The organism is Paraglaciecola aestuariivivens (assembly GCF_052983255.1).
In genome coordinates this window covers 93,135-114,671 of record NZ_JBRKBA010000006.1, presented here as the reverse complement: position 1 = coordinate 114,671, position 21,537 = coordinate 93,135, and the positions used below count along the sequence as shown (strand labels likewise).

Annotated in this window: 22 protein-coding genes; 11 read left to right on the top strand and 11 right to left on the bottom strand. The window is 42.9% G+C overall.

The genetic code is table 11. The features are described from left to right. Positions 1-2 precede the first annotated feature (2 nt). A complete protein-coding gene (proB, locus tag ACVCDT_RS10700; protein WP_447132768.1) occupies positions 3-1,118 on the bottom strand; it encodes a glutamate 5-kinase in 1,116 nt (371 codons plus the stop codon). A gap of 269 nt (positions 1,119-1,387) precedes the next feature. Here proB and ACVCDT_RS10695 point away from each other — a divergent pair, with 269 nt between their 5' ends. The 3 genes from ACVCDT_RS10695 to ACVCDT_RS10685 all read left to right on the top strand — a co-directional run bounded on the left by ACVCDT_RS10695 (position 1,388) and on the right by ACVCDT_RS10685 (position 4,873). Continuing rightward, complete coding sequence (locus tag ACVCDT_RS10695) at positions 1,388-3,853, top strand: M1 family metallopeptidase (protein WP_447132767.1); 2,466 nt, start codon at positions 1,388-1,390, stop codon at positions 3,851-3,853. Further along, the gene (locus ACVCDT_RS10690; protein WP_447132766.1) at positions 3,846-4,349 is read left to right on the top strand and encodes a DUF6702 family protein; all 504 of its coding nucleotides are present in this window, start codon (positions 3,846-3,848) and stop codon (positions 4,347-4,349) included. Before ACVCDT_RS10695 ends, ACVCDT_RS10690 begins: the two co-directional genes overlap by 8 nt. Before the next feature lie 137 nt (positions 4,350-4,486). Continuing rightward, positions 4,487-4,873, top strand: a complete 387-nt coding sequence (locus ACVCDT_RS10685; RefSeq protein ID WP_447132765.1) for a VOC family protein — start codon at positions 4,487-4,489, stop codon at positions 4,871-4,873. A 10-nt stretch (positions 4,874-4,883) separates the two neighbouring features. Here the strand turns inward: ACVCDT_RS10685 and ACVCDT_RS10680 are convergent, their stop codons facing one another. Next, positions 4,884-6,119, bottom strand: a complete 1,236-nt coding sequence (locus ACVCDT_RS10680; protein WP_447132764.1) for a sterol desaturase family protein — start codon at positions 6,117-6,119, stop codon at positions 4,884-4,886. A 237-nt stretch (positions 6,120-6,356) separates the two neighbouring features. Here ACVCDT_RS10680 and ACVCDT_RS10675 point away from each other — a divergent pair, with 237 nt between their 5' ends. From ACVCDT_RS10675 to ACVCDT_RS10660, 4 genes are all read left to right on the top strand, one after another. Next, positions 6,357-7,181, top strand: coding sequence for a DUF3014 domain-containing protein (locus tag ACVCDT_RS10675; RefSeq protein ID WP_447132763.1), 825 nt, complete (start codon positions 6,357-6,359; stop codon positions 7,179-7,181). 2 nt (positions 7,182-7,183) lie between these two features. Further along, positions 7,184-7,729, top strand: coding sequence for a DUF1285 domain-containing protein (locus ACVCDT_RS10670; protein WP_447132762.1), 546 nt, complete (start codon positions 7,184-7,186; stop codon positions 7,727-7,729). 12 nt (positions 7,730-7,741) lie between these two features. After that, positions 7,742-9,046 carry a metal-dependent hydrolase family protein gene (locus tag ACVCDT_RS10665; RefSeq protein ID WP_447132761.1) on the top strand — a complete coding sequence of 435 codons (1,305 nt, stop codon included), beginning with the start codon at positions 7,742-7,744 and terminating at the stop codon, positions 9,044-9,046. A 66-nt stretch (positions 9,047-9,112) separates the two neighbouring features. Next, complete coding sequence (locus ACVCDT_RS10660) at positions 9,113-9,865, top strand: class I SAM-dependent methyltransferase (protein ID WP_447132760.1); 753 nt, start codon at positions 9,113-9,115, stop codon at positions 9,863-9,865. Between the two features lie 74 nt (positions 9,866-9,939). On the opposite strand, the gene ACVCDT_RS10655 is transcribed toward ACVCDT_RS10660, so the two are convergent. The 4 genes from ACVCDT_RS10655 to rph all read right to left on the bottom strand — a co-directional run bounded on the left by ACVCDT_RS10655 (position 9,940) and on the right by rph (position 12,423). Beyond that, complete coding sequence (locus tag ACVCDT_RS10655) at positions 9,940-10,602, bottom strand: transporter substrate-binding domain-containing protein (RefSeq protein WP_447132759.1); 663 nt, start codon at positions 10,600-10,602, stop codon at positions 9,940-9,942. A gap of 207 nt (positions 10,603-10,809) precedes the next feature. Further along, a complete protein-coding gene (gene tusA / locus ACVCDT_RS10650; RefSeq protein WP_447132940.1) occupies positions 10,810-11,058 on the bottom strand; it encodes a sulfurtransferase TusA in 249 nt (82 codons plus the stop codon). Further along, positions 11,059-11,700: an orotate phosphoribosyltransferase gene (pyrE, locus tag ACVCDT_RS10645; protein WP_447132758.1), complete on the bottom strand. Its 642-nt coding sequence runs from the start codon at positions 11,698-11,700 to the stop codon at positions 11,059-11,061. A 9-nt stretch (positions 11,701-11,709) separates the two neighbouring features. Beyond that, the gene (rph, locus tag ACVCDT_RS10640) at positions 11,710-12,423 is read right to left on the bottom strand and encodes a ribonuclease PH (RefSeq protein ID WP_447132757.1); all 714 of its coding nucleotides are present in this window, start codon (positions 12,421-12,423) and stop codon (positions 11,710-11,712) included. A gap of 158 nt (positions 12,424-12,581) precedes the next feature. Between rph and ACVCDT_RS10635 the strand changes: the two genes are divergently transcribed. Beyond that, entirely contained in the window at positions 12,582-13,445 is an 864-nt protein-coding gene (locus ACVCDT_RS10635; protein WP_447132756.1) for a YicC/YloC family endoribonuclease, read from the top strand. Between the two features lie 594 nt (positions 13,446-14,039). On the opposite strand, the gene ACVCDT_RS10630 is transcribed toward ACVCDT_RS10635, so the two are convergent. After that, on the bottom strand, positions 14,040-15,260 hold the full coding sequence (locus ACVCDT_RS10630; protein WP_447132755.1) for a WYL domain-containing protein: 1,221 nt from the start codon (positions 15,258-15,260) through the stop codon (positions 14,040-14,042). Between the two features lie 123 nt (positions 15,261-15,383). Between ACVCDT_RS10630 and ACVCDT_RS10625 the strand changes: the two genes are divergently transcribed. Next, the gene (locus tag ACVCDT_RS10625) at positions 15,384-15,872 is read left to right on the top strand and encodes a YqiA/YcfP family alpha/beta fold hydrolase (RefSeq protein ID WP_447132754.1); all 489 of its coding nucleotides are present in this window, start codon (positions 15,384-15,386) and stop codon (positions 15,870-15,872) included. 35 nt (positions 15,873-15,907) lie between these two features. On the opposite strand, the gene ACVCDT_RS10620 is transcribed toward ACVCDT_RS10625, so the two are convergent. The 4 genes from ACVCDT_RS10620 to ACVCDT_RS10605 form a co-directional block, all read right to left on the bottom strand. Then, positions 15,908-16,207 (bottom strand): hypothetical protein, encoded by a 300-nt coding sequence (locus tag ACVCDT_RS10620; protein WP_447132753.1) that lies wholly within the window; start codon positions 16,205-16,207, stop codon positions 15,908-15,910. Next, a complete protein-coding gene (locus tag ACVCDT_RS10615) occupies positions 16,200-16,955 on the bottom strand; it encodes a nucleotide pyrophosphohydrolase (protein WP_447132752.1) in 756 nt (251 codons plus the stop codon). Before ACVCDT_RS10615 ends, ACVCDT_RS10620 begins: the two co-directional genes overlap by 8 nt. Before the next feature lie 9 nt (positions 16,956-16,964). Further along, positions 16,965-17,168, bottom strand: coding sequence for a hypothetical protein (locus ACVCDT_RS10610; RefSeq protein WP_447132751.1), 204 nt, complete (start codon positions 17,166-17,168; stop codon positions 16,965-16,967). 191 nt (positions 17,169-17,359) lie between these two features. After that, entirely contained in the window at positions 17,360-18,676 is a 1,317-nt protein-coding gene (locus tag ACVCDT_RS10605) for a hypothetical protein (RefSeq protein WP_447132750.1), read from the bottom strand. Positions 18,677-18,863: 187 nt separating this feature from the next. Here ACVCDT_RS10605 and ACVCDT_RS10600 point away from each other — a divergent pair, with 187 nt between their 5' ends. Both ACVCDT_RS10600 and ACVCDT_RS10595 read left to right on the top strand, forming a co-directional pair. After that, positions 18,864-19,601: a hypothetical protein gene (locus ACVCDT_RS10600; RefSeq protein ID WP_447132749.1), complete on the top strand. Its 738-nt coding sequence runs from the start codon at positions 18,864-18,866 to the stop codon at positions 19,599-19,601. Positions 19,602-19,699: 98 nt separating this feature from the next. Next, the gene (locus tag ACVCDT_RS10595; protein ID WP_447132748.1) at positions 19,700-21,442 is read left to right on the top strand and encodes a hypothetical protein; all 1,743 of its coding nucleotides are present in this window, start codon (positions 19,700-19,702) and stop codon (positions 21,440-21,442) included. Positions 21,443-21,537: the final 95 nt, after the last annotated feature.

Below are 21,537 nucleotides of genomic sequence, written 5' to 3'. Positions count from 1 at the left end.
AATTAATCTATTAACTGGCCTGCATATAGCACTAGGTCATTTCTATGAACCGCTACCTCGGTACTGGTATAACCCAGCACTTTGGCAATGTTTTGGCTGTTTAAACCAAGTATTTTATGTAAGTCATGGCTGTTAAATTGCACTAAGCCTTTGCTAATTACTTGGCCATCGCAACTTATCTGTACTGCATCACCTTCATTAAAACGGCCTTCCACTTTTACAATGCCAGAAGGCAACAAAGACGCACCTTTGTCTAATAAAGCTTGTTTGGCTCCAGTATCAACTATCAGGTTGCCTTTTACTTTTAAACTATGCCTAAGCCAATTGTCTCTGGCGCTTGCCAAACTTTTATTAGGCACAAAAAGGGTGCCTGGTATTTGCCCTTTGGCGAGCTGGCTAAACACCTCTTTTTTTCGACCGTTAACTATTAAAGTTTGAATACCAGAGGCTGTACACTTTTCTGCAGCTTGAAGTTTGGTTTGCATGCCACCTGTGCCTAATTCACTGCCAGCACCTCCCGCTAACTGATAAAGGCGCGCATCAATTTTATTAACCTCTGGGATAAGCTTAGCCTTGGGTTGAGTTTTGGGGTTAGCATCAAATAAACCGTCAATATCAGAACAAATAATTAAGCTGTCGGCTTGGGCAACTAAGGCTGTGTATGCGGCAAGATTATCGTTGTCTCCCACTTTTAATTCGTTAATGGCTACAGAGTCATTTTCATTAATTATGGGTAATACATTGTTTTTTAATAATTCAGCTAAGGTGTTTTTAATATTTACATAACGAGTACGGCTATGCAGGTCGTCGGCGGTTAACAATATTTGTGCACAATCAAAGCTAAACAATTTGGCCCAGTTGGCCATCATCTGTGTTTGACCAATGGCGGCCATGGCTTGTTTTTCTACAATAGATGGGCTGTGTTTATAGGCAATTTTATTTCTACCCGCAGCCACACTGCCAGAAGAAACTAAAATCACCTGCTTTCCTTGCTGGCGACTATGTTTGATAAACTCGGCTATGGGGGCAATAAACTCTTGGCTGCATTGGTTTTGATTAGGCGCAATTAAACTGCTACCTACTTTAATTACCGCTCTTTTCCATTCAAAATTAGCCATGCACATCCCCTCACCATAATTTGCTTAGATTACGATAAAAACGCGCTTAAACAAGCCAAACTAGTTATAAGCTATGGTTAAAAACACCGCACAATTTGTAGTCTTTTGCATGATCTAGGCACAGCTGTTGCAATATTTTTACACAATTTAATGCCAAGCAATCTGCCTGAATAAAAGCTTTTAGCAGTGAATTAGATTAAAGTAGCGCCGCAGCAACAATAAACTGTTCCAAAATAGCTGCGCATTCCAGAACCAAATCAGGAAATAATATGTTTAATAAAATAAAAACGATAGCCTGGCTATCGCTTATTGTTGTTGGTTTTGCCACAGCATCTGTGAATCAAACCAAAGGTGACTTTGAAGATAAGTTTAGGCAACTAGATGAGTCATTGCCCACACCTAACGTTTACCGCAATGCCGCAGGTGAACCAGGTCATGCCTATTGGCAACAACAAGTTGACTATAAAATTAAGGCCAAGCTAGACGAGCAAAAGCGCCGTATTGAAGCTAGCCAAGATATTACTTATCACAACAATTCTCCCGATACCTTAAAGTATTTATGGGTACAGTTAGATCAAAATAAATTTAAAAATGACTCTATGTCTGCCACTACTACTACATTTGGCGGCATAGGCAATAGAGGGCCAGCAACTGCAGCTGCAAGTGGCAGTAAGCCAGCGCAATTAAGTTTAGGCGCACTACGTCGTCAACAGTTTGTTGAAGACAATGTTCTAGGTTACGACATTCAGGCAGTTACCGACAGCCGTGGCAACCCCCTTAAGCACACTATAGTTGGCACCAATATGCGTGTTGATTTACCTAAGCCTTTAAAGCCAGGTAAAAAGGTTGAATTTGCCATCGACTTTGCATTTAACATAGTAGAAGAAGATGCCGTGTCTGCGCGTTCTGGTTACGAGCATTTTCCAGATGATCCTCGCGAAGGCGGCAACGACATCTTTTTGTTAGCCCAGTGGTTCCCACGTTTACATTCATACACCGATTACGAAGCATGGACCAACAAAGAATTTATTGGCCGTGGTGAGTTTACTCTAGAGTTTGGTAACTACGATGTTGAATTAACCGTACCTGCCGACCACATTGTTAGCTCAACTGGTGCTTTGCAAAACCCTAAAGAAGTATTAACTGCCACTCAACGTAAACGTTTAAAAGAAGCCGAAAAAGCTGAGCGTATTGTATTTGTTGTGACCGAAGAAGAAGCGTTAGAAAACGAAAAAGCCGGCACAGATAAATTAAAAACCTGGAAGTTTAGCGCCAAGAATGTGCGTGACTTTGCTTGGGCCTCGTCGCGTAAGTTTATGTGGGATGCACGTGGTCATCAGCAAGGTGGCGACGACCAGCCGTTAGTGATGGCCATGTCTTTTTATCCAAAAGAAGGTGGCGATCTATGGAAAAAGTATTCAACCGAAGCCGTGATTCAAACACTTGAAGTGTATAGCCGTTTTTCTTTTGATTATCCTTATCCTGTTGCGCAATCGGTTAATGGTCCTGTAGGTGGCATGGAATACCCTATGATTACCTTTAATGGCCCACGTACCGAATTACAAAAAGACGGCACTCGTACCTATTCACAAGCCGAAAAACGCTTTTTAATAGGCGTAGTTATCCACGAAGTAGGGCACATTTATTTCCCTATGATAGTTAACTCTGACGAACGTCAGTGGACTTGGATGGACGAAGGTTTAAACAGCTTTTTAGACGGTGTAGCCGGACGTGAATGGGATCCAACTATTCCTTGGGGTGTTGAGCCACGCGATATCACTAGCTACATGAAGTCTTCTACTCAAGTGCCTATCATGACTCAATCAGACAGCGTGTTACGTTTAGGTCCAAATGCCTACACTAAACCTGCTGCTGCGTTAAATATTTTGCGCGAAACGATTCTTGGTCGTGAACTTTTCGACTTTGCTTTTAAAGAATACGCTCAGCGCTGGAAGTTTAAACGCCCTACACCTTCAGATTTCTTCCGTACTATGGAAGAAGCGTCAGGTGTTGACCTAGATTGGTTCTGGCGTGGTTGGTTCTACAGCACAGACCACGTTGATATTTCAATCGACCGCGTATCTAAACTACGCCTAGATACTAAAGATCCAGACATCGACTTTGCTCGTCAACGTCAAGAAGAGCTAGACAAGCCTCTATCTTTAACCGATGAACGCAATCAAGCCGAAGGTAGAAAGTTGTGGATCGATCGCTTCCCAGACATTACCGACTTTTATGACGAAAACGACAGATTTACTGTTACCAACAAAGAGCGTAATGCCTATAACAAATGGATGAGCAAACTTAAGCCATGGGAAAAAACCGCATTTGAACGCGCCGTAAAAGAAGACAAAAACTACTACGTATTAGATTTTTCTAATAAAGGTGGTTTGGTTATGCCTATTATTTTAGAGCTAACTTTTGCCGACGGTAGCAAAGAAAACCAGTACATTCCGGCTGAAATTTGGCGTCGTACGCCTAAAGCGGTAAGCAAGTTAATTATTACCGACAAAGACAAAGAATTAGTTAGCGTTGAAGTAGATCCTCGCTGGGAAACGGCTGACGTGAATGTGGAAAACAACCACTACCCACGTCAAATTATTCCTTCGCGCATCGAAGCTTATAAGCGTAAGAAAAGCACCAGTAAAGTTGCAAGAGACATTATGCAAGACATCAAAACTGAGCTAAAAACTTATGACAACAAGCAAGATGACGATCAAGATAACAATGACTAAGATTGTTCAGCTAGTCACCGCAGCGCTGTTTTTTGCAGCGCTTGGGGTGTCTGCGCATCAACAAAAAACCGCTATCAGTACAGTATTATTTAATCCACGTACTGAAAATATCGAAATTATGCACCGCTTTAGAGTGCATGATGCCGAGCATGCGGTAAAAGAAATTTTTGGTAAACAAGCCGACATTATTGGCGCTAAAAGCACGCAACAAGCTTTTAGTGATTATGTGCACCAACGCTTTAATTTATTTGACCACCAAGGCCAAGCTTTACCGCTTAGCATGGTAGGTTACGAAATTGACGGTAAGTTTTTTTGGGTTTACCAAGAAACCACACAACCAACTCAGTTGGCAGATTTAACCATAAGCCATAATGCGTTACGCGACTTATGGCCTGAACAAATCAATACCATAAATGTTGAAGGAAAAGGCAAGCTTAAAACCCTAACCTTTAGTGATTCTATCGAATTATTAAAAGTCACCTTTGAGCATGAGTAACAAGATGTAAAAGGGTTAAGCTTAATGCCTAACGCCAAAGTATTAATTAAAGCTGCAATCTAATTGCAGCTTTTTTTTTGCTCTATGTTTTAATATAAAAAACACTAATGCTGCATTCAGCTTTTTGGGAGAGATTTATGAGTGATTTAAATACCCAGCACAATAGAGTGGTGTGGTTTGATATTCCGGTAGCCGATCTTAACCGTGCCGCAGACTTTTACGCCACTGTATTAGATATTCAGGTAAGTATTGAACAAGCCGGTGACTTTTCTTTTGGGGTGTTGGCACACGAGCAAGGCAATGGTGGCTGCTTAGTGCCTATGCCCTCAGACATTAGCGCCACTCAAGGTATTATGGTGTATTTTAATGTTAATGGGCGTATTCAAGACGCCGTTAAGCGAGTTACCGATAAAGGCGGGTCAATCATCCAGGCTATTCATGCCATAGGCCCACACGGTTTTCGCGCTTTGGTGATCGACAGCGAAGGCAACAGAATAGTGTTGCACTCCGAAACCAACCAATAACCCAAGCCAATTATTTTTCGGTGGCCACTGTGCTTGGCCACTTAGCTTGGATCAATTGCTGTTTTTTAAACAATAACATGGCGCTGTTCAGCATCACCACCAGCGCCAACACTATAGCAATCCAACTGGCCAACGGATAACTCAACAAAGCAAAGACCAAACAGGCCACTTTGAGCCATTCTAATGTTATAGCAATAGGGTTGTTTTCTAACACCGCGCCTGCAGAAAAACTAGCAAACAACACAAAACCCACTAACAACAATTGCTCGGTCATAGGAATAGCCGACACATTCATCATTAGCAATAAGCCTACAAACACTATCAACACATATTGGCTCAAACTGTACAATTTGTTGGTTAAGCTAAGCTCAATGTCGAACTTTTGAAATTTGGTTAAATCTACCTTGGGCAAAGGATAATTTTGTTCTACATCAGCAGGGCGCCAACCTGTGCGCTTAAACCAGATCAACAATTTATCTTGCCAGCGCTGGGCGTGGTAACAATCTTTAGCTAACTGCGAATACACATGCACATTTGCCCACAATGGGTTCCAGCTTTTTAACGCTTTACGGATCCCATAAATGGGCGGTTCGTTGTCTAATTCTTCTTGAAATGAGCCAAACAGCCTATCCCATAAAATAAACACCCCACCATAATTTCGGTCGATATAAATTTGATTTTGCGCATGATGCACGCGGTGATTTGACGGAGTTACAAATATCCATTCGTACCAGCCAAGTTTAGGAATATGTCGGGTATGCACCCAAAACTGATAAATCAGATTTAACGAGCCAACAGTAATTAACACCACAGGATCAAAGCCTAATAACGCCATAGGCAGATAAAAAATCCAACTAAATACGCTACTGCCGCTTTGCCTTAGGGCGGTGGTGAGATTGTATTCTTCACTGGAATGGTGCACCACATGTGCCGCCCATAGCAGGTTCATTTCGTGGCCTAACCTATGATTCCAATAATAACAAAAATCGTATAGTACAAAGGCCACCAGCCACACCCACCAACTATGCGCCAATTGGGTGAATGCCCAATTTTCATAGACAAAAACATAAATGGTTAAAGGAATAAGATGTTTAACTATATCTGTCATGCGGCTAAGCACCCCAGCAGTTAAACTATTTAGGCTATCGTTTACCCGATAAAAGTTAGTGCCTTTGCGTTTTTCTAATATCAGCTCCACGGCAATAAGCAGAAAAAATAACGGCACAGCATATAAAATTATGTTCACAATCAACCACACAATAAAAATTAGGCTTAACCATTTTGGCACTTTTGGCACTTTTGGCAGCTAATGGTCTGTCCAGCTAAGATATACCAAACTAATGCTAAATGTTAGGCGTATTATTAGTCGAAGTTAAAACACGATAACAGTATTTTACAATCTACACGTTTCATTTTGATGGAATTTTGCGTAGGCTAAATTGTCTGAAATCATGCAGACAAAAAATGGGTGAATAGGAATATTATGAGTGAAGAATCGAAAAAATCCTTGGTCCCGCATTTTACTATAGGTGCCTTAGTTATTGCGGTTATCTTACTTGCCTTATTCTGGCCAGCGGAGCCAGAGCCCGAGCCTGTAGTACAACAACCTGTAGTGGTTGAACCTACACCTGTACCCGATATTATCGAACCTAGTGTGGAAGAAGAGCCAGCAATAGTCACAGAAGACACCCTACCTGATGTGGTTGAGCCAGAGCCTATTCCAGAGCCAGTGCCAGAACCCCTTGATACCAGCGATGGCACAGTGAAAACCAAATTATTAGCCTTGTCTGATTACGATGCCTTTGCGCGTTTGTTAATTGACGAAGCCTTATTGCAGCGTTTTGTGGTTATGACCACAAGCTTGGCCGACGAAACCTTAGCTGCAAACAACCGCGTATTAGCCGCCCCAGACAAACCTTTTAGAACCTTTCGTCAAGCCGATAAAGAATGGATAGATCCTGCCAGTTACAAGCGTTATGCCCCTTATGTAGAGGTATTTGAATCGCTCGAAACCCAGTCATTAATGCAGCTCTACCAAGAGTACAAACCTGCAATTGATGAAATTTTTGCTGAAATAGCCAGCCCCAGAGACAATTTCAACGACAAACTAAAAACCGCCATAGAAGTATTATTAGACACCCCAGAAGTGCCTATGCCGGTAGAAGTTTACACCGACAGCGTAATGTACAAGTTTGCCGACAGTAAGTTAGAAAAGCTTACGGCTCCGCAAAAGCAGTTGTTGCGCACAGGCCCAGAAAACATGCGCCGCATTAAAGCTAAATTACGCGAAATTAAAGAATCGCTATAACAATGCCAAATTTTGACCTGGCCGCATTTCAGCAACAAATTAATCAGCAGAGTGCGGCCCTACCACCAGTAGACAAATGGAACCCAGACTTTTGTGGCGACATAGACCTATGCATTAAACACGATGGCAGCTGGTTTTACATGGGCACACCCATAGGTCGAAAACCCTTAGTAAAACTTTTTGCAAGCGTGTTAAAGCGCGAAGATGAAAAGTACTTTTTAGTCACCCCAGTCGAAAAAGTTGGCATTCAAGTAGAAGACGTACCTTTTATCATTACGCAGTGGCAGTTCGAAGAAGGCAAGTTAGCACTTACCACCAACACAGAAGACAGTCTAATTGTAGGAGAGGAGCATCCTATACAAATCTTTGCGGATAAAAAAACCGCCGCCCTTTTGCCTTATGTGTTAGTCAGACGCAATCTTTGGGCAAGGTTACATCAAAACGTATTTTATCAATTGGCTGAGTTAGGCCAACCACAAACACTAGATGGCCAAAGCCATTTAACCCTAACTAGTGGTAATTACACTTTTACTCTAGGCGAAATATAACAAGGAAAATAAATGAAAAAATTCAAACTCACCTCCACTGCTAGTTTGCTAGCCTTAGCGACCTTTTTATTACCCTTACAGGCACTGTCGGCCACTTTTATTCATGCAGGTAAAGTGATTGATAGCCGTGACGACAAAGTCATGAACAAGGCCACCATAGTAGTGACAGGTAACAAAATCACCGCTGTTAACTCTGGCTTTACTCAAGCTGGCGAAAACGATCAGGTTATTGATTTATCTGACTACACCCTAATGCCAGGCTTAATGGATATGCACACCCATATCACTAGTCAAAACAGTGGATTGGCCGGTTATATGGAAAGATTCACACTAAACGAAGCCGACTACGCACTAAAAGGCGTGTTATATGCCGAAAAAACCCTTATGGCTGGCATTACCACTATTAGAAACTTAGGTGATGGTTACAACGAAACCGTGGCCCTGCGTAATGCAATTAACAAAGGCAACATTACTGGCCCACGAATTTTTACTGCGGCTAAGTCTATTGCTACTACAGGTGGACATGCCGATCCTTCAAATGGTACCAACAAACGCATAATGGGCGACCCAGGACCAAGAGACGGGGTAATTAACGGCGTTGCAGAAGCGCGTAAAGCTGTGCGCCAACGTTATAAAGATGGAGCAGACCTAATTAAAATCACTGCCACAGGTGGGGTATTAAGTGTGGCAAAAAGTGGGCAAAACCCTCAGTTTATGGATGACGAGCTAAAAGCCATTGTCGACACCGCCAATGACTACGGTATGACAGTCGCGGTCCATGCCCACGGTAAAGAAGGCATGTTAAGAGCCATTAAAGCTGGCGTGACCTCTATCGAGCACGGCACCTACATGGACAAAGACGTTTTTAAACAAATGAAAAAGCACGGCACCTATTATGTACCTACAGTTATGGCTGGGGCTTGGGTTGCAGAAAAAGCCAAAATAGACGGGTTCTTCCCAGAATTAGTTCGCCCTAAAGCCGCAACCATAGGGCCATTAATTCAACAAACCTTAGCCAATGCTTATAAAGCCGGAGTAAAAATCGCCTTTGGTACCGACTCAGGTGTATCTGCGCACGGCGACAATGGTTTAGAGTTTGAACTTATGGTAGAAGCTGGCATGAAACCTATTGAAGTAATTAAAACTGCCACTTACAACGCCGCAGACTTATTACAAGTGAGTGATAAGTTAGGCAGCATAGAAGTAGGCAAGTTAGCCGATTTAGTGGCAGTAAAAGGCGACCCGTTAAAGCAAATTTCGTTATTAAAAAACATTCAGTTTGTTATGAAAGATGGTGTGGTTTACAAACACCAATAGCTCAACCTAAACAAGCAGCCTAAACCGGCTGCTTTTTTTTAAGCTTAACTAAACAGGAAGAACCCAATGAAAACCTTACTGCCCATATTATTACTGGCCATAAGTACGCCCTTGTTAGCAGCAGATGAGATTGCAATTACCGCTGACAAAATAAAAGCCGCCATGCAAGCCGACATTCGCACCCAAGCAGAAACCGAGCGTGATAGAAACCGTAAAGCCTTACAAACCTTAAGCTTTTTTGGCCTAACTCACGATATGAAAATTGCCGAGCTTATTCCAGGTGGTGGCTGGTACACCAAGATCCTCGCCCCAGTAGTAAGCGAAAAGGGCCAATATTACGCGGCCTTAGGCACGGGTAGAGTGAAAGCTTTGCAACAACAAGCTGGCTTTGAAAACATGAAAATTGTAGCCGAAGACGCCAAGTTATACCGCAAAGAAGGCGCCAGCTTTTATTCACTAGAAGCCGACTCATTAGGCGTAAAAGACTTAGACATGGTACTGACCTTTCGCAACTATCATAATTTTGATGAGGCAGGTCGCCACACCATGAATAAACTAGCCTTTGATGCCTTAAAACCAGGGGGAATTTATGCGGTAGTAGATCACACTGCTCGCCATATGGAAGCCCCAACGCCTGCCAACAAACGCCGGGTTGATCCAGTGTTAGCCATCAAAGAAATTCAAGCCGCTGGGTTTGAGTTTGTTGATTACAGCGACTTGCACTACCGCGCCGACGACGAGCTAAGATACGAAGTAGGGGTGAAATCAGTTACTGGCAATACCGACCGTTGGACTTTTAAATTTAGAAAGCCTAACTAAACACAATGTTAAATTAGCGTCAGCAAAAAATAATAGCTTGTTGGCGCTAATGTGAACTTTTTAGCCTGATTAATTTAATCGATAAAAAACTGAGTGTTATGAGCGTTTGCATAAGCGGCTATATAGTCATTTAGCACCTGTTTGTGACTAGAGTTTTTGAAAATAGCAAAGTGGGTATAAATGGTATCTAGCTCTTCAACTTTAATGCTGTTGTCTAACTGAATAAGTTTTTTACTTACAAAAAACGCCATTTGTGGATCATAAAACAGCAGCTTATTCGTTTCACCTCGCAAAAATGCCTGCAACGATGAAGTCGCGCTGGGCAAATCCAATAATTCATAACGATTTTGGGTAAACTCTAAGCGTTTGCCCCCATAATCAAATCCTTTAATGGCAGCAATAGTACGATCTGGACTCCTTGCATTTTTAGTATACAAATTAAGCTTTATCATTCTAAAAGGCGGATCCAGAAACAGCGCCTTTGCTTTGATGTGTGGGTTTATTTTAGTGTTGATGGTTAAATCAATATTCCCAGCATTAAATTCTTTTATAAATCTATAGGGAGGAAAACATAACACTTTTAATGGGCGTTCAAATTTTGCAAATATTAGTTGAGTTTTGGCAATAGTCTGGCCCTCGCATTCACGAGTTTGGGGATTGATTTGCGAATAAGGGTGTAACAGTACAACGGCAAATATTACCGCCTTTTTAGCTAACACAGCCGAGCTGTTCAGCATAAAAACCGTCGCTAGAATCCATTTGGCATAACTATTCAAGCATCACATCCGTATAAAAAACATACAACACTGTAACAAAAACTAGTTAAAAAGAGCAATTATCTGCAGACAAAAAGAAAGTTTGCATGGCTATGTTGTTAGCTGGCAATAACAACGCTGCAAATTGGATGTTTCTTCGAATAGTTCTAATAAAAATGGGCGTTTAACTTAACGCCCTTTTTTAATGATGTAACGATACGGCGACTGGCTGGTTTCAGCCGCAACCAACTCATGCTCCATAAAGCGGCAAAAGCTTGGAATGTCGCGCGTGGTAGAGTGATCGTCGGCTGTCACTGTTAAGGTTTCGCCTAATTGCATATCACGAATTTTTAAGCGCACCATCATCACCGGCTCGGGGCAACGTAGCCCCATAGCATCGAGTTGGTGATCGGCAGAGTCAAAGTCACTCACAAGCAGTTAAATTCCGTAATCTACACGGTACTGTTGAATGTTAGCTAAGTGCTCGGCCATTTCTGGTTTATTCGCCAAATACTCAACTAAGTCAGCCAAACTCACAATACTCACCACTTGAGTATTAAAGTCTCGCTCCACTTCTTGAATAGCCGAAAACTCACCCTGACCTTTTTCTTGCCTATCAAGGGCAATTAATACCCCAGCCAAGTTAGCCTTATTAGCCTCAATTAACTGCATAGACTCGCGAATAGCGGTACCCGCTGTGATCACATCGTCTACTAGCATTACTCTACCGGCCAAAGGACTACCCACTAAATTACCGCCTTCGCCATGGGTTTTGGCTTCTTTACGATTAAAACAATAAGGCTTATCTACCCCATGTTTATCGGCTAAAGCCACTGCTGTGGTAGTGGCAATAGGAATACCTTTGTAGGCTGGGCCAAACAACAAATCATATTCAATCTTAGAACGCTGCAAGGCCTGAGCGTAAAACTGTCCAAGCTTGGCTAAGTCACCGCCAGTATTAAATAACCCAGCATTAAAAAAGTACGGGCTAGTGCGCCCCGACTTAAGGGTAAACTGCCCAAACTTTAGTACCCCTCTAGCTAGGGCAAACTCGATAAATTCAGCTTGATAATCTTGCATTTAACTATCCTAATTTAAGGCAGCTTTTTGTTCGTCGAATAACTCACGAATACCTTGTTTAGCCAAGGCTAACATTTCGTTAAGCTCATCAAAGTCAAAAGGTTCGCCCTCGGCTGTGCCTTGAACTTCAATTAACTTGCCTGTGTCTGTCATCACCACGTTCATGTCGGTTTCGGCGTCAGAATCTTCTAAGTACTCTAAATCGGCAATCGCCACACCTTTATAAACCCCTACAGAAAGCGCCGCAATCATATGCTTAATAGGGTTGGTTTTTAAAATACCTTTAGCACGCATCCAACTTAATGCATCGGCAAGCGCTACACAGGCACCAGTGATAGACGCAGTACGTGTACCCCCATCTGCTTGAATCACATCACAATCTACCACTATGGTGTTTTCACCCAGCAGCTTTAAATCGACTGCAGCTCGTAACGAACGGGCAATTAAACGTTGAATTTCTAATGTACGCCCACCTTGCTTACCACGCGCGGCTTCGCGATCTGAACGAGTATGAGTAGCACGAGGCAACATGCTGTACTCAGCTGTCACCCAACCTTTGCCTTGGCCTTTCATAAAACGCGGCACACCTTCGGTGACTGAGGCATTACATAACACTTTGGTATTGCCAAACTCAATTAATACCGACCCCTCTGCATGGCAGGTAAAATTACGGGTAATAGTAACGGGGCGAATTTGACTGGCTGTTCTTCCACTTGGACGCATAGTGCTCTCCTCAATAATAGTGCGCCGAATTATAAAGGCTTAGCACAAAATTTTCTTGGGTTTTACGCACTCCACAACAAATAATTGCGCAATACACTCGCCCTAAGTTGCTACACAGGTATAATAAAAAAAGTAATGCTGACTTAGGAAATAACGCAATGATTTATAGTATGACCGCTTTTGCTCGCCGTGAACTTAAAGCCGATTGGGGCACAGCTGTGTGGGAAATTCGCTCGGTTAATCAACGCTTCCTAGAAACCTATTTTCGCCTGCCAGAACAATTTAAAAGCATGGAGCCAGTATTACGCGAACGCTTTCGTAAACAATTACAACGCGGCAAAGTAGAATGTTCACTACGCTATGTGGCGAACGACGCAGCAGTAGGCAAACTAAGCTTAAACGAAGACTTAGCCAAACAAGTGATGAGCGCCGCCGACTGGGTACAATCACACGGCCAATCAGCCGGAGTAAACCCACTAGATGTATTACGCTGGCCTGGCGTAATCAGCGCCGAAGAAGCCGACATGGACAGCATACAAGCAGAAGTACTAGCCGAGTTTGACCTCACCCTCAAAGACTTTATTGCCGCCCGGGCTACCGAAGGCAGCAACCTTAAAGCCATGATCGAACAACGCCTAGACGGCATAAAAGTGGAAGTCGAAAAAGTCACCGCCCACATGCCAGACGTAATCAAATGGCAAAGAGAAAAAATTCAAACGCGCTTTGAAGAAGCCAAAATTGAACTCGACCCCACCCGCATCGAACAAGAAATGGTCATGCTAGCGCAAAAAGTAGACGTAGCTGAAGAGCTAGACCGCTTACTCTCGCACATAAGCGAAACCCAAAAAATCCTCAATAAAGGCGGCGCAGTAGGCCGCAGGCTCGACTTTATGATGCAAGAATTCAACCGCGAATCTAACACCCTAGGCTCAAAATCCATCAACACCGACATCACCCAATCAGCAGTAGAATTAAAGGTATTGATAGAGCAAATGCGCGAACAGATCGCGAATATAGAATAGCTCAATGCATACTAGACACCTGCCTTCGCAGGTGTGACGGGTATTGGAAGTTGTTACGTCTTATATTTAGGACACTCTTTGGTTATACCATTTCCGTCGTTCTCGCGAAGGCGGGAACCCACAAACCGCCTTACTAAGCCAAAGAGTTTATTTTGCTTTGCAGTTATCTATTGTTTGAACTTTGTACACACTGGACACCTGCCTTCGCAGGTGTGACGCACAATCTTTAGTTATACCACTTCCGTCGTTCTCGCGAAGGCGGGAACCCACAAACCGCCTTACTAAGCCAAAGTGTGTGTTTTACGTTGCAGTTATCTATTGGAATTTTGTACACACTAGACACCTGCTTTCGCAGGTGTGACGCACACTCTTTGGTTATACCATTTCCGTCGTTCTCGCGAAGGCGGGAACCCACAAACCGTTTTACTAAGCCAAAGAGTGTATTTTGCGTTGCAGTTATTTATTGTTTGAATTTTGTACACACTAGACACCTGCCTTCGCAGGTGTGACGGGTGTTGAATGTTGGGGCTAGCAACTAACGGCTAGCGAACTTTGCAACTCATCTATTTGGTATCAGTAGCTTTTCCTTGCAGCCTACTCTTTTAACTTGTCATATCGTTTGTTAAACACTTCGAGCATGTGTTGGTTTGAGGTTTGGTGGTGGGCGCTTTTTAGGAGTATGGGGGTGCTGATTTCTAGCTTGTCGCTGGTGTAGAGTTGCAACATGGCTTTGGCTCTGCGGGTAAATTCTTGGCGAATGATATTGGGTTTTAACACTTGTAGGGCGTCGCCAAAATTTGCTAGGTAGTTCACACAGTCGAATACATCTACTCCGCCATTAAGGTGTTTGGGTAACAGTATTTGGCCGGTGATTTTTGCTGTGCCTGCGCCCATAGAAACCACTTTGGTGTCTTTACCAAAGCCAATGCGTTTTAGGTAGTGTGCGGCCCAGTCTGCGGCTCTAAATTCAAATGGGTAATAGGATTCGAAGTTGTCCCAGTCGAGTTTTTGGAAGCGGGTAGTGGAGTCGGGCTTGATTGCTTCGAGCTTGTCCATTTGAAATCGCCAGTAACTTTTGGTTTGGTGTACGTAGGCGAGTAGCTTGACGTCTAAGTTTACATATTCAATTCGCTGCGGCGACAGGGTAACCTTTTCTGGGATCATGTCGCTGTGCAGAGATTGGTAATTTGCAGTAAAAACTTGGTTGTTTAATAGTGCGGCAAATACGGCTCGCCACTGTTCACTTTTATCTAATTGCACTTGTTCTTTGTTTACAAAAGCGGGCCAGAATTTTAGCTTTTTGTCTAAACCTGCATATTTGCTGCTGACGGTATCTGATTCATCAATGTCTTGTTTTAACTCTTGGATCAGTGAGGGCGGGAAAAAGTGTTTTAAGTAGGCATCGATAAACCTAAAGGCAAAAATTCGGGCTTCTACTCGTTTTTCCGACACCGCACCATAACCTAGGGCTTCGTTTCTGCATTCGTCGTTCAGCCAATAAAAACTAGATTTACCAAAGTGTCGCGCTTCTTTTACCACAGATTTAACTAAATAAGGTGGGTCGTAGGCTTGATACTCTTGCACTAGTGCATCGAGTCGCCGGGATATATTTCGAAAGAAGGTTTTGTACAACTTAGAGTCGGTGTTGTAGTGCTGTGCAGAGGCTTGATTACTCAGTAGTTCGGGATTGTGAGTGGCTACACATCTGAGCATGTTTTGGTCATTCAGAATCTCGGCTATGGCCCGGGCAGCTGGCTTTTTGCTACGAATAGCGCGTTTTAATGGGTCGTTGTAGACTTTGTATTTTATTGACATAGTAAAGAGCATTTCTAAACAGCAAGTGCAATTAAACAAGAGTAACTCACCCTAATAGGTAAAGACAATTTTTGTCTTTAGGGCGCTCACACTAGGCACAACAGTTAACAATAGGGTGTTTTAATGAAAGTTATTTTTTCACATGGCAAAGAAAGCGGCCCTTGGGGGCGCAAAATTAAAAGGTTAGCGCAAAGTGCGCAAGACTTAGGGGTTGAGGTAGACAGCATAGACTACACCGCCACCCTTAACCCAGATGTGCGGGTTGAAATGCTAGATAAGCTGCTGGCTAGTGAATCAAGCCCGCCTATTTTAGTGGGGTCGAGCATGGGCGGTTATGTGAGTCTGGTTAATGCCAGTAACCACCAAGTGCCGGGCTTATTTTTAATGGCGCCGGCTTTGTACATGCCAAACTATCAGATGCAGCAGTATGAGATAGATGGTTATTGCGAGATTGTGCATGGTTGGGCAGACGATATTATTCCGGTGGCTAATAGCATTAAATTTGCCCAGCAGAATCATGCGTCTTTGCATGTTATTGAGGGGGATCACAGTTTAAATGCTGCTCTAGACAGGGTTGATCAACTCTTTAGGCAGTTTTTAAGCAACCTTTAAAACTTAGAGTCAGCAAAAGGCACATCATTGTGCCTTTAATGTTGAGTACTTGGGCTGAGCTGGTTAGAAAACTGAATTAAATCGCCAAGCATAGTCAGCAGCTCGTTGTTTGCCTCTAACTCTTGATTGTGTTGCACCGCTTGGCTTAGCGCATCTAAGCTACCCGCCACTAATTCATGCAGCAATTCACTCTGCGATTCATTCAAGGCGCTAATGGGCATGCTTTGCTCTATTAATAACCCCAACAGGCTATGCACTGAATTGTACAGGGCCTTATCTTCAAATTGATTGGGGTTATCCCACAGCATTAATGCTTGGTAGGCAAATCTACTCATGACGTTGCCCTGCCTTTGCCCCTAGTGCTGGGTTAGCTAAGTGCCGTGCTTTGTCTCTTTTGGTTTTTTTATCCATATTGCGGGTAAAAGCCGCGTCTAAATTTATTGATAATTGATTGGCCAAACACAGCACAATAAACAACACATCAGACAATTCGTCGGCAATAGCGGTTTTTATACAAGCCGGGCGCTCGCCAGCTTTAAACGATTGTTGCCCATATTCGCGGCCAATTAACCTTGCCACTTCACCCACTTCTTCGATTAGGTTAGATAGGTTGGTTAGCTCGTCAAAATAACTCACCCCTATGGTATTGATCCAGCTATCTACTTGTTGCTGAATGGCAGATAAATTAGTGGACTCTGCTGCAGCTTGCTGAGGCTGGTCTTCGAGTAAGTCTTCTACTGTCGGCACCGCATGGGCGGTTAAGTATATTTCATCATTGTGCTGTTTAAGCAGCTGGCTAAATTTAAACACTAAGTTTTCGTAACACTGTGCAGGCGAGCCTAGCGCGTCGAACTTTACGCTTTGCTCTGAGTCTACAAATTCAACTGTGGCTGTCATGCTCATGCGTTGAACGTTTTCGAACATGGGCAAGGCGTTTTGATCGATACACACAGAATCTACAAACATTTGTATTTTGCCCGACACCGAATTAAGCAACCCAGAGGTGGCCAACAATAACACCGCGTCGGTTTGTGCGGCTTGTGGGATCCCAAATAAAAAATAATCACTGGCTATGTTAGTCATTCCGCTCTCCTATATAGAATCTGCTAAAAGCATGATGGTTTGGTCGCCATACCCCATCCAATTGCCAGTTTTGGCATTAATGGTTTTATCTGAACTTGGGTCGTACCAACCCACTAACCGGCTCGGATTAACCGAATACACTTGCTTAATCCCATTGCTAAGCGTTTGCTGCATACCTATGGCCTGGCCTTTACTGTTGCGAATGTATTGCATCGTTTTATTCCTTATTTAATTTCAATACGCACAGTATCTGGGCAAGCAAGACATTTTTTGTCTTAATAAATCAATTAACTCATTTAGCTATACAAAGTGTAGCTATGTTGGGGACAGAGTGGGTTTGCTAGCCTGCACAAATGACACAGGCTAGCTTAGGGCAAAATATATTGTGCCTAGGATTGCAGCACTTAAAGCTGAGCGAGCTGAAACTGACAGCCTTGCCTTAGGGTGGTTAAGTAGGCGGATTGCCTAGGATCGTTAAGTTTGCTTAGCTCTAGGGCAAGGTCGTTATGTAAAACCGTGCAAAAGCTTTGGATAAATTTAATGCAAGCATAGTCTCTACCAGCAGCTGTACTAGCCAGCTTAAGTTGGCTGGCCACTGCATACACATGGCGGTATTCAAAGGTAGCAGGCAGTGTAAAAGCGCCGGTTTTTATGTGGTGTAACAGCTTGCTGTGGTTGGTTAAGCGCTTAGGGCTAGCCTGACCAGTTTTAGCTGCGGGCTTTGCAACTTTGTTTTGTGCTTGGGGTTTGGCTTTGGCACTTTGGCCCAAAGCAAACCTATTGTGCATATCACTTAATGCTTGGTTAGACACCGCATAACCCAGCATAAACAGCGCAGACTCAAAAGCATGAATTCTTTCGGCAACGGGGTACTGAGCAAATTGTCCGCAAGTTTTTGGGTTAGCCAATAATGCAGACAATAACCAAGAGGTATGTATGTTATCTGCAAAACGCTTGAGTGGATCGGTACTGGCGGCTTGAGCAAAGGTTTTCATGCCTAAACGCTTACCATTGTTGGGGTTTCTGGTTTCTATGGGGTTTACCCCGTCAACCTTTCTCCTGGCGCTGCCCCAGGTAAAGGTTAACAGTTGTGGCAATTCGCTAGGGGCGAGCTTTGTGTCTTCCATCCACTTGCTCACCAACAACCCTAATGCGGCCCCTACTCGGCTGTCGTAAATAATAAATTCGTTGGCCAATAACGAATAAATTTTTGTGGTGCCAGAGTCTAAATGCAAGCCATAGACTTTGCCGTTTGTGGCTTGGTATTCAAAGCTTTGCGCGCTATTCAACTCGTTTGAATTTAAAAATGCCTGCACTTTAGTTAGGTATAAGGCTAATTCGTGTTTTAATTCGCGAATATTAATAGCAATGTTGCTGTCGTTCACCCCGCCCCATTCTAAAATTTCGATACAGGTTTCAAAGCAAAGCGCATGATTTTGGCTGGTAACAGCTTGAGTTAGTTTGCTGCCCAAGTTGTTTAGGTAATCTCGGGTTTGCTCAAAGGTAATAATGGGTTGCTGAGTGTCGAAGCGTTTACTCTTCCATTTGTACTGGGCATGCGCGTTAAATATGCCCTTGCAGCTCCATTTCTCGCCAATTGAAAAGCCTTTGCCCGCCCCCAGCGAATACCATGTATGGCTTATTCCTGAGTCTATGTTGTGCGAAAGCCAGCCGATAAAATCTTGTACGTACCTATTGCTGAGAAACTCAGTTTTATTCATTAACAACCTCTTACTATTACCTACCAAACATTAATGGCATAAGCTTAACTGCAGCGTGCGACATTTTTTGTCTTAAAAAATACCCACTTAAAGTAACCCATTAAAACAGCCAAACCTTTTACCCATGATGCTGAAATTTGCGGCTATGCTTAACCCAGTTTTAACGCAACACTAAAGGAAGCCAAGCATGAGCGAAACAGGAACAGCCGAAAAACTAAAAAACTACCTTACATTGGCGGTACTAGTGTTAACCGTATTTTGTATTTTGAGCAGTGTGGTACACAACTCAATAGTCACCTCTTGGTTTGGCATTAATTTTTTAGCCATAGCCGACTTAGACGACTACTTTAAGCTAGGCATAGAAGCCTTCACCCATATGTTAATTCTATTAATTGTTACCCTGGTAGGCTTATACCTTATTTTTTGGGCGTGTTTTGGCACTTTCGAAATAATGCTAGGCCCACGCCAACAAGCGCCCGATAAAGTAGCAGAGCGTAATAAAAAATTTAAACGCTTTTTTGCGCTGCCCATCACAACCTTTGCAGTGTTAGCGTATTTTTTAGTCACAACCATTGCCGGTAATGCCACCAGCTATATATTTGATAATAAAAACACCCGCTTACATGGCTCAGAGGCGCTGGCATTTATAGGCTTAAAGCATGGCGTGTCTGAAATAAACTTTGGTAAAAATGAGCTAAACAAAGACTGCATGATCCACATAATTGAGTTAGCCAATAACCGTTATTTTTGGTCGTTAAAAGATAACAAAGTGTTTGCCTACAGCGAAACCTACCTTAATTCTGTACAACAACAATTTCCGCCTCCTAATTTAGGCAATGAAGTCATTTTTGAACCACCAGCAAGACAATATAACCGCGATAACCTTGAACAATGGACATCGAAAATAGAAAAGCACTGTAGTTAAAAGTAAGCATAAATTCACAAAAACTGGGGGGCGTTACATGCCCCAGCTAAGCTATTGTGCAGCCGTAGCATAGTGCGTATATTGTTGGCTTAATAAAAATGACAAATGGACTTGGTTTGACTACACCTAACTACAAGCAATATTCCCTCGCAGAATTAAAAGATGCACTAGCCAATATAGACAAAGAGCAGTTTCCACAAAGAGCCCAAACTCTGATTGAAGAAATTAACGCTCGCGGCGCAGACTTAGATAAGCCTATAACCCCAGAACACTCAGCACAGCCTGAATTTAACGAAGAACAACATCCAAACTTTTTTATTCGCTATTGGAAAGGGCAAATCTCTTTGCCAGTAAGTTACTGGTTAATTGGCGTAACGGCCAATGTAGTTATTGTAATTCTGAGTCATTTTGCCCAAGTAGGAGTAGAAAACGCCAGCTCTGCCAAATTGCTCGGCGCCTATATTTTTGGCTTATATGTTTGCATGATTGTATTGACCTGCTGGCAAACGGTTGGGATTTATCGTTCGGCCAGCAAGCACCCTCTTAGAGGGGGATCTGCAGGTTGGGCTATGACTGCAAAAGTAATGGTGTGTTTGGGCTGTTTAGGTTTTCTCTACCAAATGTATAACAGCGGTTTTCCTATAATGAAAACCAGTTTTCTGACCCTGATTGGCAGTGAGCGTTACCCAGCAACTGAATTTAGATTATTAAATAACGGCACCGAATTAGAAGTGTTTGGTGGCCTAGAAATAGGCTCTGAAACCCTATTAGCTGAACAGCTTAACCTAAATCCAGACGTGAAAATTTTACACTTACATAGCATAGGTGGCCGAGTTTTAGCGGCAAAACGCATGATGCAAGTTGTGCGTGATCACGACTTAGATACCTACGTAAAAACTGACTGTAGTTCTTCTTGCACCTTAGTGTATCTTGCGGGTAAAAATAAACTGCTAGGCGAGGGCGCGGAGTTAAGATTTCACACCGCCTCAATAGGAACAGTGTCGAGTCACACTGTTAGCGAATTGGGTGATCCTCTAAAGCAGGCTTATTTAAATCAAGGCCTTCCTAAGTGGTTTGTAGACAAAGTAATGAGCACATCAAGTGATAGTTTTTGGTCGCCATCAAACGAAGAGTTATTGCGTGCAGGAGTAGTAGATAAAATTGTTGACCCAGACCTTTACGCTCTAAGTGGGCTAGGCACTGAGTCTTCTATCACTAAAGCAGAGCTTGAGTCGGGATTGCTCACCCAAGACTATATGGTGGCCATGAAAAAACATGATCCCGAAACCTACCAGCAAGCATTAGATTTAAATTATGTGGGTATGCGCCAGGGCTTACCCCAAGCCCAAATCATTAATCAAATGGTTGATTTACTGTATAACCACAGATTGCCTATTTATCTTGCCAGTGCCGGCAATTTGGCTTTAGTGGAATATTTTAAAGCGCAAATTTTTAGAATGAAGGAGTTGCGCCAAGAGTTTCCTTTAGCATGCGCGTCTTTTGTGTATCCCGACGAGGTGCCAGAAGCTAAAAGATATGGCAACCAAGGGGGCATTTCTGCAGAAGGTAAAGCCCTAGAAAGTGCGGCGTTAACTATGTTGATAAACAGCTACCAAGACACTCACCAAAATATTGATGAAGAAAAACAACTATCACTCATACTAGATGTGATTAGCAAAGTACGAGATGAAAACGAAGCATTTTATAATGTGATTGTTTCTGCCGAAGACTTTGTGGAACAACCTGATTTAATGTGTGCCGCATCGATAGCTTTAAACGAGGCCTTTATTTCTTTTGATGTTGAAACCAGCGGCCAGTTGCTTAGAAGTATTCAAAATTAACCCACAAAATTTAGCGATAAAATGAGAGTTTTACGGCATCTAGCTTTTACAACTCTCAGTTAAATTTAGTATGAATATCAGCCAGATACAGCTCT